The organism is Microcoleus sp. bin48.metabat.b7b8b9.023 (assembly GCF_013299185.1).
In the GTDB taxonomy this organism is placed as follows: domain Bacteria; phylum Cyanobacteriota; class Cyanobacteriia; order Cyanobacteriales; family Microcoleaceae; genus Microcoleus.
Genome location: NZ_JAAFKG010000038.1, coordinates 1 through 14,483 on the forward strand (window position 1 = coordinate 1; position 14,483 = coordinate 14,483).

Here is a 14,483-nt window from a genome sequence, read left to right on the forward strand (position 1 = left end):
TGTTGTGTGAGAATGGACGCACGATTTGGCATAATGGAAACAGATATTTTGGTTTGTAAGGCAATTATCTATGTATATCTTGCCTTACAGATTTTTTTTGGCCACTTTTTCAGTGCCATTTGACTTTAGTCCTTACTACAAACTAATGTTATTCTATTCCCTCAGGCGTTAGTGTATTCTAACAGATATTGTCAGGCTAAAATTATGATTGATGTTGGTTCATTAGTTCGATCGCCCAAAAACGATATGGGAATCGGAAAAGTTGTCGAGGTATCCCACCCAGACGCCATAGTTGAATATTTTTGCTCAGTAAAAAACCGCATCCGCAAAACTGTACCCCTCGGTTTGCTACAAGAAGCCCGACTTCAGCGTCAAACCCGCTGCTACCTCTGGAGCACAAGTCACGAAAGGTGGATAATTGGTCGAGTTTATGACTGGGATGAAGATAAATTAGAGTACGAAATCGATCTCCCCGACAGCCAAAGTTTGCAAGCTGTCGAAGCCGAGCTTTACGTTCGCTGCAATATCCCGATCGCCGATCCGATCGACATTTTAGCAGTCAAAGGCCAAGAAACCCCGTATTTTCACGATCGCCGTTTGGCTTTTGTGCAATCTGCGATCGAACAGCGCGCCGTCAGTCGCGGCATGACGGGCTTAATTTCTGCTAACATAGACCTGTACCCGCACCAAGTTGAAGTCGTGCGGCGCGTCCTAGAAGACCCAATCGTGCGCTATTTGTTGGCAGATGAAGCAGGACTGGGGAAAACAGTAGAAGCGGGAACAATTCTCCGCCAATTCTTGCTAGACGATGCTAACGGGCGCGCTGTGGTAATCGTTCCCAAATACCTGCTCGAACAGTGGCGGCAAGAGTTAGAAAATAAATTCTATTTGTCTCATTTTGCCGATCGAGTGCAGCTTGTTTCTTTGAGCGAAATCAATCAAATTAGCCGCAATGCTAACCTAGATTTTTTGATTGTTGATGAAGCGCAAGAACTCGCAGCCATGGCTAATTCGAGCGATCGCAATCAACAACAATCCTTTGAACTCTGCCAGAAACTAGCTCACAAAAGCAAAAACTTATTGTTATTATCTGCAACGCCAGTCATCGGCCGCGAGCAAGATTTTCTCACGATGCTGCACTTGCTAGACCCCACAACCTACCGTGTTGACGATTTAGAAAGTTTCAAAGCACAGGTGCAGAACCGTCAAGAAATCGGTCAAACTTTACTCGATTTCCGAGAGACAACACAGCCTGCTGTTTTGCAAACAAAACTTGCTCAACTTCGCACTCTTTTTGCTAAAGATGATTATCTGATCGGATTGGCAAAGGAATTAGAAAAATGCTTAAAAACCAAAGAAGCCGAAGAAAAATCTCGCCTGATCCGAACAATTCGCGCCCACGTTAGAGACACCTACCGCCTGCACCGCCGCATTCTCCGCAACCGCCGGGATGCGGTGGAAGATGTGATTTTCGATCGCGATACTGTACCTAAAGCTGAGTACGATCTCAATGACGAACAGTGGTCTGAAATTCAAACTGTACTCGATAAATGGCGCGCTGCTGCTCCCAAATCTAGCGAATATCAGAGAATTTTTCTGCTGTTTTTCCGCGCTTCCGGTACTTGGTTGAATGTTTTGGAACGGGTTGTCAAAGCTCGCTTGCAGAAAAAATCCAGTCCCGAGCTCGATCGCGAATTCGGACAAAGCGACACCGCAATTTTGACCAAAACAGCGCCGTTTCCCGAAGAAAGGGAACTGCTAGAAACCTTGCTCAACACCGTGTCAAAGGTCGAGGAAGGGTTCGATCGACTGGGTTTGTTACGAATCGCTATTTTGCGATTTTTGGCAGTTGCATTGAAGGTTCCGCGCGAATATCACAGCAATCCTCGCGATTTGCTATCCAGAATTCAACAGCAAATTAAACGGCCGATTCCGGGCGAACGTTTCCCGAAAATTGCGATTTTCACCAGTTTTACGACGACTTGTCAAGAGATTGCGGAAAATTTAGCTAAAATCTTTGGTAAAAAGGCGATCGCCAGCCATGACACGACCAAATCAGCGGATGATGTGGAGGCGAATCTCCATCGGTTTAAGACTGAACCGCATTGTTTTGTCTTGGTGTGCGATCGATCGGCAGAAACAGGCGTCAACCTGCAATTTATAGATTGGTTAGTCCACTTCGATTTACCGTGGTTTCCCAACCAGCTAGAACAAAGACTCAGCAGAGTCGATCGCATTGGTAGCAAAATGGGAGTGCAATTTTGTTTGTTTGCAGGCCCGGATATGCCCGATAGCCCCCACGAAGCTTGGTTTCAAGTCTTAAAAAACGGATTTGATATCTTCAACAAATCTATTTCCAGCCTTCAGTTTTATGCCGAAACCAAACTGATTGCACTGGAAGAAAAGTTGTTTGCTGAAGGAGCGAAGGGCTTATCAAGCGAAATAGAATCGATTAAAACTGAAATCGAACAAGAGAAAATCAAAATCGACGAACAATACGCCCTCGATGAAATTGATATTCTTGATGACAGCGCATCTCAGTATTTTGAAGCCCTCGATAACTGCGACGCACGCCATAAAGAAATGCAGCGGGCGGCGGAAGGTTGGTTGTGTCAAGCCCTCCACTTCAAACAAATCGAACATTCCAGTATATCCGGGTTGGTGCGCTATCAACCTACTCAAAAAACCTTAATTCCCTCCAAGGATTTGACAACTCGATTAGTTCCCTATTGTCAGCAGTACGGTAGCTACAATCGGCGCATTGCTTATCAAAATACCGATGTCGTTCTTTATCGAACTGGCGAGGGATTAATTGATGCACTGGGCGCTTATGTTCGCTGGGACGATCGGGGTCAAGCTTTTGCGATGTGGCGTCACGATGAAAGTTGGGATGCTGCGGAAGGAAAGGAGTGGTTCGGTTTCCAATTTAATTATTCAATCCAGACTGATGTGCAGCCTGCTGCTCAAGTTTTGCAAGCACAAAATATCGAGAATTACAACTTAAAAGCTTTGCAACGGCGCGCTGATGCTCTGTTTTTACCAATTTTTGAAACTGTGTATGTAGATGCTCGCAGCGAACAAATGTCTCTAGTAGAAGATGCGGAAGTTTTGGCAATTTTGCAGCGGGGTTATAAGGGGAAAGGCGGCCCGAATCGGGATTACAATTTGTCTAAAAATCGCACGTCGCTGATTGACAATTTTGTAGATTCCCTGGATTGGGATGATTTTTGTCAGAAGGGGCGGGTGGTATCGGAGGAATTGTTGCGCGGACGTGAGGCTTTTGTCGAAATGTGCAATAATTCTGCTACCAGTGCTGCAATTCAACTCGAAAATCGGGTGAATCAATTGCAATTACGTTTGAATCGACTTTCTAAATCGGAACAGCTTTTAGAATCGGTTTTGGCTGATGAAATTAGTACCGAAAGTTTGTTGAGTCAAGCAGTTTTAACGGGAATTCGCCACCCGCACCTGACTCTTGAGTCGGTGGGATTTATTGTGATTTCTGGGCGCGCTCCTGTGAAATTGGAGGATGAGGGATAATTTAGCTATAATATCAAATCCGCTCTTAATCGGAATGATTCATCCCTCTCTTCTCTCCCTCTGTGTCCTCTGCGGCCTCTGTGGTTTAATCATTCCGGTAGAGCCAGATTCGATCTAAATTGAAAAGAACACGCAGTCTTTCCTCTACCATCATTAATGTTGTTGGAGAGACTGCACATCCTCAAAAATTGCTCCCCGCTGCTGTAAATTCAGCTTGACATCTTCCGCAAGTCCCGAGTTATTCCCAAACCTGGCCGACTTGACATTCGCACCGCTAAAATTAGCATTTGTTAAGTTAACTTCCAGTAGATTTGCGCGGCTCAAATCTGCACCGCTGAGGTTTGCTAAAGCCAGACTGGCGCGGTACAAATCTGCACCGCTCAAATCGGCATTTCCGAGGAAAGCACCGCTCAAATCTGCACCGCCAAATTTAGCATTTTGCAGGTTGGCGTCGCTAAAATCGGCATCGTTTAAGTTTGCACCCCGGAAATTTGCCGCCGGGAGATTTGCACTACTAAAATCCACTGCACTTAAACTCGTCCCCCGCAAGCTACCGCCCGCGAAATCCATTGCGGGATTGAGATTGGCGATTGTTGCCAGTTCTACAAAATCATCGGTTTCAGCAGCTATAATGCGATCGACCATTTCCTGCAATTCATCTTCAGCCTGCGCGATAATTTCCACCTCAGGCTGTTCCACCGCAGGCAAATTGTAGGACAATAGCGCCCAACTGAGAGCCGGTTGGAGCTTATTTGCTAAATATACAGTCAGGATTCTTTCTAAAACCGAATGTTGATTTGGCGTAATATCGTGCGGCCACAAACCCTCCGCATCTGTGAGATAAATATCTTCTTTCGCAACTTCAAAAGCCGCTGCAATCCGCAATGGTTTGGCGGGAAATTCTCCCAGTTTCGCACTTTTTAGCAAACCTTTTAATACTGGTTTGCCCCGTTTTAATGAAAAAATCCAAGCGGGTTTTGTATCGTCGCCGATTGTGGAAACATGACAAAACGTGCAGTCAGTTTCCTGGATTTTTTCCGCCTTCTCGTTATCTCGGACTTCCGGCTGACTTTCGGTTGACAAAACCTCTGTGCTGCTGTCGATAGGCGACAGCTCAAAATCACCGACTAACTGACGCGATGCTACCGGAATTTCGCAGTTTTCCAGATTTAGTTTGAGCGTTCCGCCTTGCAGACCAAATTTAACGCGGCCGCCCAGCAGCGGTTCCCAATGCTCGTTAAAATTGAGGCTCAAGTGAATGTCGAGCTGCTGGGTTTGGGCTGCAACCGATGGCACTGGAATTGCTTCTAGTTGCATCCACAAGCAATCTGGGTATTTGTTGTGAGACTCTAGCGATCGCATATCGGTAGAAGTGCTGGCTCTGCCAGACTGTGATGGAGATTTTGACGAGTGCTTTATTTTATTTTATCACTATTAAGCAAAACTATTTAGCAAAATTTTATCTTTGATGATTTTGATAATTTATAGCTTTTGTCAAAAAAATGAGGTATAATTGACTGCTCGTATAACCAAAGATAAGAGGGCTGAAGCCCAACAACGTACCTAATTTTTCTGACCCGCGATCGCTTTAGCTTAATTGGTTGGTAGTATTTCGTTTTTCACCCAATTCCGAAATGCTTGAACTAATTCTAAATAATCCATTGTTTCCGCCTGTTGCAAAAACCCGACAATTTCTAAAATATGTACAGTGGGAAATGCTAAACTGCGATCGCACAAAACGTATGCTCTGTTTTCTAATATATTGATAATCAAGCGTTCGCCGTTATAAATCCAAACTTCCGGCACGCCGACATCAGCATAAACTTGCAAGCTATTTTCCGAACAACTCGTGAGATCGAGTTCCACTACTAAATCCGGGGGCGGACTTTGATTCGTGTCAATTCTTTTTATTCCTTTAATTGCAGAGAAATTCTGGATGTAAAAACATTCATTGGGTTCTGCACTGCTGAGCTCTGGACGCTTAAAAGTTGTGGAACCGACGGCTGCAATGTTCAGTCCGAATTCTTCAGCTAGGGTTTCCACAAATCTGGCGATTATTGTTTTGTAAAATTGGTGTTCTGGTGAAGGTTCCAAAATCTCTAGATTGCCACCATTGTATTTCAGCCGAAGCGGCCGGTCAATGTATTCGGCAAGCAAGGTTTCGTAGGTTTGCCAACTGATGCCAGATAACTGGATATTTTGGGCTGGCGAGGTGAGATTTTCAGCGGTCATAGCGGTATTTTGCTGAGTAGTTAGATCGCACTTTTGGATTATACCATCAATCGGGGCGATGGCTGCGCCCCGGCTTATGCCTACATACTCCTCACCTTCACTCATCGATCTGTGCGGGAAATACCGCAGATAAATCGAGAGACAAATCTGGGAAACCTGGAATTACCACAAACTCATTCGGCAAAACCACTCGTTTGACTCGATAATCGAAACCACCTCTTTGTTTTTGATAAGGTTCGCTGTGCATTTCCAGTTGAATATCTACCAAATTAAATATCCAATAATCACAAATTCCCGATTCAGCATAGAGAGATAATTTGGTTTCCCTGTCGTATTTCAAAGTAGAATTAGAAACCTCAATTACCAACAAAATATCAGCAGATTGAGGGTGAGGAGATAAAGAATTGTCAGAACGGCGGGCAATAACTAGATCGGGTTCTGGTTCGCTCTCATCACACAAAATAATTGGTTCCTGTACGCGCAGGCGAGCACGTCTTGCCAGTAAAATGATTAACTCCTCAACTAAAAGAGTATTGCAAATAGAGTGAAGCCTACCTTTAGCAGCCATTTTGATAATTTCTCCGCGAATCAATTCAAATCGGTTATCGGACTCAAAAAAACCAAGTTCTGCCAAACGGTGATATTCGGCGATCGAGAATCGTTTTGCTGTTACGGCAGTCATATCTTTTATTCCCCTCTACAATTACCAACATTCCCATTTTACTCGAAAATCCCGCCCCGCGCCGTCAACTCAACTTTGACCGCTTCTGAAATCCCCAAACAACCAACAAACCTGGCATTCTCCACCACCACATTTTTTAAATCAGCGCGACTCAAATCTGCACCGTTTAAATTGGCTCCGCTCAAATCAACACCGCTCAAATCAGCATTTTTGAAATCAGTGTTTGTCAAATTCGCATTAACTAAAATTGCATTCGGTAAATAAGCACTGCTCAAATTAGCCCCAGTTAAATTTGCACCGGTTAAATTTGCCCTCGGCAACTTGGTTCGCAAATCTGCACCGCTCAAATTGGCGCTGCTGAGTTCAGCATCCCGCAAATTAGCATTGCACAAAGTAGCATCAATTAAAATAGCAGAACTCAGCAAAGCACCGCTGAGATCCGCCAAGGTCAAATCTGCACCTTGGAGGTTGGTTTCGCGCAAATCTGCACCGTTTAAATCAGCGTAGTTCAAGTCAAAATTCCTTAAATCAGCTCCGGCAAAATCTTCGATGGGATTCAAACCAACTGTTTCTGCAAGTTGGACAAAATCCTGATGTTTATCGGTTAAAAATAGTTCCCGCACGATCGCCAATTGCTGCTGTCGGTACTCGTCGGCTTTCTCGTAATCGGCTAAATATTTGTAAGCCAGCTTCAAACTCTTGAGAGCACTGCGCTCAACGCGATCGTCCTTCTGGGCGCGCGCGATCGACAATTGCTGCTGATAACAGTCGATCGCACCGGGCAAATTTCCATTAGCATCGCAAGCCAGGGCCAAATTGCCCAAAGCTTCCAACTCTCCGCGAAAATCGTCAGTCTCTCGCGCGATCGCCAAACGCTGCTGCTGGTAATCCATAGCACCCGCAAAATCCTCAAGGGCACAGCAAGCATTGCCCAGATTTCCCAAAGCATTTGCCTCGCCCCGGCGATCGCCAATTTCCCGCGCTAACACCAAATGCTGCTGATAACAGTCGATCGCGCGATCGTAATTCAACAGCGCCTCGTAAGCCACGCCCATATTACCCAATGCCGCACCCGATCGGCGCTTATCGTCCATTGAGCGATACAGCGTCAGGGCTTCCTGCCAAGAATCCAGCGCCTCCTCAAATTGGTGCGCCTGATATTGCAAAATCCCTTGCTTGATTAGCTCGCTAGCTTGTTCGCTCATACTATGCAAATTACTTAATAACTCAAATTGATAGTAATCGACTTCCAGCGGTAATTGCTAATGGGTAATTGCTAATTGCTAATGGGTAATTGCTAATCGGCAATCGGCAATCAGTAATCAGTATGACCAACTCTCGCCATTCTCCCCCTCTCCCATTCTCCCCCTCTCCCCCTCTCCCATTCTCCCCATTCAGACAAAAAAAAGGAGAGTCACCTCAGTAACTCTCCCGACCATCAGGGTGCATCTTGTTAACATGATATAACATCTTGAGAATGAGGGGCGAAGCCCAGTTTGTCAGGCTTTGATGAAAAAGTATAGCTGGCGCAACGATTTAAACCTTGCGGGCTGAAGATTGGCAGTTGCTTCAGGTATCTTCCTTCGTGACAAGCGTCCTCCCGGTTCCACAATTCGGGATTCTTCCAAGCAGAAACCGCTCATCAGTATTTTCACGTCCGTGTCCCACAAAAAAAAAGACAAAAAAAAGAGAGAGCTACGGAAGTAACTCTCCTTGCCATCAGGGTGCATCTACATAACAGACTATAACACATTAGGCATGAGGGGTAATACCCCCAAATATTAAGATATTGTCAAGAAATATAGAATTAATTGTAAAGTTACCATGAAGCGCTTCGGGCGATCGCGCGGCTGACTCAGAAAAAACCGATCGCCCGCTACTCTATCCGCTACACGATACCACGATTTAAACCTTCCAGAAACCGCTCATCCGTATTTTCACGTCCGTGTCCCACAAAAAAAAGACAAAAAAAGAGAGAGCTACGAAAGTAACTCTCTTTGCCATCAGGGTGCATCTACATAACACAATATAACACGACAGGACTGAGGGGTGATACCCCAAATGTGAAGATATTGTCAAGAAATGTATACTTAATTGTAAAGTTACCATGAAGCGGGAAGAACGGGATCAGGAAAAACCGATTGCCCGCCACTCTATCGGCTACACATCATGATTGAAACCTTCCAGAAACCGCTCATCCGTATTTTCACGTCCGTGTCCCACAAAAAAAAGACAAAAAAAGAGAGAGCTACGAAAGTAACTCTCTTTGCCATCAGGGTGCATCTACATAACACAATATAACACGACAGGACTGAGGGGTGATACCCCCAAATGTGAAGATATTGTCAAGAAATGTATACTTAATTGTAAAGTTACCATGAAGCGGGAAGGACGGGATCAGGAAAAACCGATCGCCCGCCACTCTATCCGCTACACGACACCCTTAACTGCTGTTTAGGCTGGGCTGTTAAGCTTGGCTGCCAGCAACTCATTGGTCAATTTGGGATCGGCCCGGCCGCCTGTCTCTTTCATCACCTTGCCGACGAAAAAGCCCAGCAGCTTAGTTTTGCCAGCCCGGTACTGTTCGAGCTCCTTGGGATTGGCGGCCAACACGGCATCGATCGCGCGATCGATCGCCCCTGTATCAGAAATTTGAATCAAACCCTTGCTTTCAACCAACTTCTGAGGCGAACCGCCGTTTGCTAGTAACTCCGGCAAAATATCCTTAGCGATTTTGCCGCTGATCGTGCCAGCATCAATTAGCCCCAGCAATTCGGCCAAATCCTGCGGTTGGAAAGGAATTTCTGCGATCGCCAGTTTCTCATTTTTCAGATAAGCAGTGATATCGCCCATCACCCAATTGGCAGCTTGTTTAGCCACAGCACCGGCGGCGATCGACTTTTCAAAATACTCAGCCACCGCTTTGTCGTCAGTCAAAACCCGCGCGTCGTAGGGAGAAAGACCTAGTTGAGTTTCGTAGCGGTATCGTTTTTCTGCTGGCAATTCCGGCAGTTGAGCTTTCCAATCGTGCAATTGATCTGCCGAAACCTCGATCGGAGGCAAATCCGGTTCCGGGAAATAGCGGTAATCGCTCGCACCTTCCTTAATCCGCATACTGAAAGTACACTGCTTGTTTTCATCCCAAAGCCGCGTTTCTTGGATGATGGTTTCGCCATTTTCGATCGCTTGAATTTGCCGATCGATTTCGTAATCGATCGCCCGTTCAATCGCATTAAAAGAGTTCATATTTTTAATTTCCACCTTCGTGCCGAACTCTTTTCTGCCAACGGGGCGCACCGAAATATTCACGTCGCACCGCAGGGAACCTTCCTGCATATTCCCGTCGCCGACACCGATATAACGCACGATCCGGCGCAATTCTTGACCGTACTCGGCAGCTTCCGCGCCCGTTCGCAAATCCGGTTCCGAAACAATTTCGATTAAAGGCACGCCGGCGCGGTTGTAATCTACCATTGAATAAGTAGAACCGCTGAGGCGATCGCTACCGCCGTGAACCAATTTGCCTGCATCTTCCTCCATGTGCAAGCGAGTGATGCCGATTTTTTTTCTAGTAGAATTGCCCGTTTCGTCCACCAGTTCAATTTCTAGCCAACCGTTAGTAGCGATCGGCAAATCGAACTGAGAAATTTGATAATTTTTGGGCAAATCGGGATAGAAATATTGCTTGCGGTCAAACTTACTGTAAGGTGCGATTTCGCAGTTAAGAGCTAGCCCTGCTTTTACTGCATACTCCAGCACTTTTTGATTTAATACTGGCAACACTCCAGGCATTCCCATACAAATGGGGTCAATGTTAGTATTTGGAGCATTGCCAAATTCGGTAGAAGAACTGGAGAAAATTTTAGTATTCGTACTCAATTGACAGTGAGTTTCGAGACCGATAACAGCTTCGTACTGAGTTTGGTTTTTTATCGAAGAGGGTGCAGCAGCAGTCATAAGCTATCTATAAAGACTGAATAAGTTTAAGATTATATTTTAGCTGTTTATTGACGAAACCGACTTGAGATTATTTGTCGGGTGGGTACGGTTTGTACTTCACACCGGCAGAGTTCGCAAACAAGATCGATCGACCATTTGGGCCACTGGTGGCTAATAATGCACTTCCCGGGGTTAGTTTTCGCCCGCCGGACTCGTCTTGCTGGCGATCGGCACACCCAATGCTCTACTACGGATGCGCGATCGGCTCGCGCACAGCTCTGCCTCAGTATTATTTCGATCGCCTAAAACCACAATCCTGTGCAAAAATATACAGAGCAGAGTGCGCCCGTACTTGGGTGAAGAGAGTTTTGGCGCGATCGATCGCAAGTGCCGATCTGCACGCTAAACCTATACCTGCCGTCTTTAATAGCACCGCCGCCACTCAAAATCGGCGCCACGCACAAATTAAAAATGAAAAGTGTATAATTTAAACAATAAACTACACATTTTAAATTTTTAAATTTTAATTTAAAAGTCTCAACGTAACACTTGCTTAACTGTCAAAAATATGGCTGAAATTCCAGTGGAAAGTGCCTCACTATTTCAGAACAGAATCACTGAGCTAGAGCAGGCGGAATCAGCCCTCGAACTCGCTTGGAACGAACTCGAAAAACAAACAGCAGAAACCATTGCTCAGATAGCCAAAGCCGGTGTAGCAAACGCACAGGAAATCAGCGAGCGCTTTGTCGCAGCCAAGGAACTCCGCCAGCAACTTCAAACCAAAATAAAACAAGCCAACTCGCAGCGGGAATTTCACCTAGAAAACTCGCCAATGGCAGTTATAGAGTGGGATAGCGAACTGCGGGTAGTGCGGTGGTCGCCAATGGCCGAACAAATATTTGGCTGGAGTGCACCAGAAATAATCGGCCAATACTGGCACGAATGCTCAATAATTTATCCAGAAGACTTCGAGCAAGTCAGCGCTGCGGCAAATCAAATGTTTTACAGCAGAGAACCCCGCAACGTTTGCCGCAAACGCAACTCTACCAAAGATGGCTCGGTAATTTACTGCGAGTGGTACAATTCTGCACTGCTCGATGCAGAAGGAAAATTAGTTTCAATTCTGTCTTTTGCCAGAGACATCACCGAACAGCACCGCACTCAAGAACAACTTCGCCAGCGCCAACAGGCCTTCAGCGCCCTAGCGGAAAATGCTACCGATATCATAGCGCGGTTCGATCGAAAATTCCGCCACATTTACATCAACCACGCAGTAGAATCAGCAACCGGAAAACCCCCCGCAGAATTTATTGGCAAAAGCAACATAGAATTAGGAATGTCCCCCCACATTTGCAACCTGTGGGACGAAGCGTGTGTCAAAGTTTGTCGCACCGGCAAACAAGAAACCATCGAATTTGACTTTCCCACTCCCGATGGGACAAAATACTATCAAAGTCTAGTAATTCCCGAATTTGCTGAGGACAATTCAGTAGAAACAGTTTTAAGCATCACCCGGGACATCACAGAAATCAAACAAGTCGAAGCTCAGTTGCGTCAAAGCGAAGCTAGGTTTAGGCGCGTAGTTGACTCTAATATTATCGGCATATTTTTTTGGGAAATTAACGGTCAGATTACCGACGCAAATCAGGCTTTTTTAAACCTAGTAAAATACACAAGACACGATTTGCTTGAAAAAAAAATTAGCTGGCTAAAAATGACACCGCCAAAGTACCGCAGCCTAGACGAACAAAAACTTGCAGAAATGACAGTTACCACCACAGCTATTCCCTATGAAAAAGAATACATCTGCTCGGACGGCAGCCGCGTTCCGGTGCTGCTAGGCGCTGCATTTTTAGAAGGAAGCCAGGAAGTTGGGGTGAGTTTTGTGCTGGATTTGACACAGCGCAAACAAGCTGAATTAGATCTGCAAAAACAGCAACAACTTTTAGAAAGCATTGTTACAACCCTCCCGAACTTTCTGTACATTTACGACACAGAAGCGCAGGAAAATATCTATGCCAATGCAGCCGTCACAGCCATCCTGGGCTACACTCCCCAAGAAATGCAAGAGTTGGGTACAGAAGCTATTTCTACCTTAGTTCACCCCGAGGATCTGCACAAGTTAAGTGCAAGTATGCAGTTGCTGACAAACAGCACCAACCCTCACGCTACAAGTGACACTGACTACAGAATCAAACACAAAAATGGGGAATGGCGCTGGGTGCACGATCGATCGACAATTTTCAAAAGAACCCCAGGGGGACAAATTCAGCAAATTATCGGTTCGATACTCGACATCAGCGATGCCGTGGTGGCAGCTACGCAACGCAAACAAGCCGAAGAATCCTTAAAAGAGCAAAACGAAGTGCTGCAAACAATCTTCGACAACGTGCCAGTCATGCTATCATTCTTGGGACATAGCGGTGAAATAGAGTGGGTAAACCGCTACTGGGAAAAAGTGCTGGGCTGGAGTTTTGCAGAACTCAAAAACTACGATATCTTTGCCGAATGCTACCCGCAGGCAGAATACCGCCAATACGTTTTGGATGAAATCCAAGCAGCAACTGAGAACTGGAAAGACTTCAAAACAACAGTTAGAGACGGGCGAATAATTGACACTACTTGGGCAAATATTCGTCTCTCCGACGGCCGACACATCGGCATCGGTCAAGATATCAGCGATCGCAAACGAGCCGAAGCAGAACTCAAACAGCTCTACGAAACTTTAGAAGCTCAAGTCGCCCAGCGTACCGCCGAACTTGAGACTTTTTTTGATGCTTTACCCGATCGCATTTTTGTTGTAGAAAGCGAAGAGATGCGTCAGGTTTTTGTCAATAAATCTTTGGCAAAAATGGCAGGGTTCAACAGCCGAAAAGAAATGCAAGGAAAAACCGTGTCTGAGTGTTTTTCCCCTGAAGTTGCCACAAAATTTGTGCGTGAAAACTTGCTGGTATTTGAATCAGGTGAAACTCTACACTTGCAAGAAAAATTTGTATTGTCCGGCGATACTGTTTACTTCGACACTTTTAAAATTCCTCTCAGGAATCTCGATGGCGAGGTTTATGCTTTAATTGGCACTTCTCGCGATATTACTGAGTTGGTTGAGACAAAACAAGCTTTGTCGCAACGCACTGAGCAATTAGAGGCTGCCAATCAAGAATTAGAATCTTTTTGCTATTCTGTTTCCCACGATCTCCGCGCTCCTTTACGCCATATTTCAGGTTTTGTTAATGCTTTGAAACAACGCTTAGAATCAACTGAAATCTTGAACGATCCTAAAATCGTTCACTACATGGAAGTGATTGATGACAGCAGCCAAAAAATGAGTTTGTTGATTGACGGTTTACTCGCTCTTTCGCGGGTGGGCCGCACCGAGTTAGTGCAAATTCCGATCGATCTCACCCGCCTGGTGCAAACTGCGATTAAATTGACTAAACCCCGAACAGCCGGAGATCTGGGCCCAACTCCCGACAGCGTTGAATTTGCCGTCGGAGATTTGCCGACGGTGATGGGAGATCCCACCTTGCTGCAACAGGTGTTCAGCAACTTGATTAGCAACGCCGTTAAGTTCAGCCGCGGACGCACTCCGGCTACAATAGTTATTGATTCCTTACCTGATGGAACGATTTTTGTCAAGGATAACGGCGTGGGTTTTCCGATGGAATATGCCGATCGACTTTTTGGAGCCTTTGTGAGGCTGCATTCCCAGAGAGAATTTGAAGGTACGGGGATCGGTTTGGCGATCGTCCAGCGGATTATTCACCGCCACGGCGGGACGATTTGGGGCATGAGCCCACCTAGTCAAGGAGCCACCTTTTACTTTAAACTAGGGCAAACAATCTCAAACAGTAATCTAGATTCTTAAATTATCCTCTTTGTCAGGTAAATTAGGTGATCCTGGGCATTGGCCTGCACAGGGCATTGGTGCTTCCTTTTCTTCCTCCGAACTCCTAAGCGCGTAGCTCCCTTCAAAAGAAAACCGCCATAGTAGTTTTGAATTCAGAATTTAAAACTATTATACAGTTTAATAACTCACAGTCCGTGCGACTACCCCTCGCTTGCAAGTTCTAAATAATGTTTCAAGAATATA

General features: G+C 45.6%; 8 protein-coding genes. 3 read left to right on the plus strand and 5 right to left on the minus strand.

What is annotated here, in order from left to right; translation table 11 throughout:
- Positions 1–204 precede the first annotated feature (204 nt).
- Positions 205–3,540 carry a protein DpdE gene (gene dpdE / locus QZW82_RS20455; RefSeq protein ID WP_293151937.1) on the plus strand — a complete coding sequence of 1,112 codons (3,336 nt, stop codon included), beginning with the start codon at positions 205–207 and terminating at the stop codon, positions 3,538–3,540.
- 153 nt (positions 3,541–3,693) lie between these two features.
- Here dpdE and QZW82_RS20460 read toward each other — a convergent pair whose 3' ends face one another.
- The 5 genes from QZW82_RS20460 to gatB form a co-directional block, all read right to left on the minus strand.
- Positions 3,694–4,902 (minus strand): pentapeptide repeat-containing protein, encoded by a 1,209-nt coding sequence (locus QZW82_RS20460; protein ID WP_293151940.1) that lies wholly within the window; start codon positions 4,900–4,902, stop codon positions 3,694–3,696.
- Positions 4,903–5,133: 231 nt separating this feature from the next.
- Positions 5,134–5,877, minus strand: coding sequence for a Uma2 family endonuclease (locus QZW82_RS20465; RefSeq protein WP_293151943.1), 744 nt, complete (start codon positions 5,875–5,877; stop codon positions 5,134–5,136).
- Positions 5,870–6,454, minus strand: a complete 585-nt coding sequence (locus QZW82_RS20470) for a Uma2 family endonuclease (RefSeq protein WP_293151946.1) — start codon at positions 6,452–6,454, stop codon at positions 5,870–5,872. Before QZW82_RS20470 ends, QZW82_RS20465 begins: the two co-directional genes overlap by 8 nt.
- Positions 6,455–6,492: 38 nt before the next feature.
- Entirely contained in the window at positions 6,493–7,659 is a 1,167-nt protein-coding gene (locus QZW82_RS20475; protein WP_293151949.1) for a pentapeptide repeat-containing protein, read from the minus strand.
- A 1,249-nt stretch (positions 7,660–8,908) separates the two neighbouring features.
- Positions 8,909–10,411, minus strand: coding sequence for an Asp-tRNA(Asn)/Glu-tRNA(Gln) amidotransferase subunit GatB (gene gatB, locus QZW82_RS20480; protein ID WP_293151952.1), 1,503 nt, complete (start codon positions 10,409–10,411; stop codon positions 8,909–8,911).
- Positions 10,412–10,485: 74 nt separating this feature from the next.
- On the opposite strand from gatB, the gene QZW82_RS20485 reads away from it, so the two are divergent.
- Positions 10,486–10,884: a hypothetical protein gene (locus QZW82_RS20485; RefSeq protein WP_293151955.1), complete on the plus strand. Its 399-nt coding sequence runs from the start codon at positions 10,486–10,488 to the stop codon at positions 10,882–10,884.
- A 77-nt stretch (positions 10,885–10,961) separates the two neighbouring features.
- On the plus strand, positions 10,962–14,258 hold the full coding sequence (locus tag QZW82_RS20490) for a PAS domain S-box protein (protein WP_293151958.1): 3,297 nt from the start codon (positions 10,962–10,964) through the stop codon (positions 14,256–14,258).
- The last annotated feature ends 225 nt before the right edge of the window (positions 14,259–14,483 follow it).

Bases quoted from the DNA above. Each gene is read 5' to 3' on its own strand.
- dpdE (WP_293151937.1), top strand. From the start codon at position 205: ATGATTGATGTTGGTTCATTAGTTCGATCGCCCAAAAACGATATGGGA.
- QZW82_RS20460 (WP_293151940.1), bottom strand. From the start codon at position 4,902: ATGCGATCGCTAGAGTCTCACAACAAATACCCAGATTGCTTGTGGATG.
- QZW82_RS20465 (WP_293151943.1), bottom strand. From the start codon at position 5,877: ATGAGTGAAGGTGAGGAGTATGTAGGCATAAGCCGGGGCGCAGCCATC.
- QZW82_RS20470 (WP_293151946.1), bottom strand. From the start codon at position 6,454: ATGACTGCCGTAACAGCAAAACGATTCTCGATCGCCGAATATCACCGT.
- QZW82_RS20475 (WP_293151949.1), bottom strand. From the start codon at position 7,659: ATGAGCGAACAAGCTAGCGAGCTAATCAAGCAAGGGATTTTGCAATAT.
- gatB (WP_293151952.1), bottom strand. From the start codon at position 10,411: ATGACTGCTGCTGCACCCTCTTCGATAAAAAACCAAACTCAGTACGAA.
- QZW82_RS20490 (WP_293151958.1), top strand. From the start codon at position 10,962: ATGGCTGAAATTCCAGTGGAAAGTGCCTCACTATTTCAGAACAGAATC.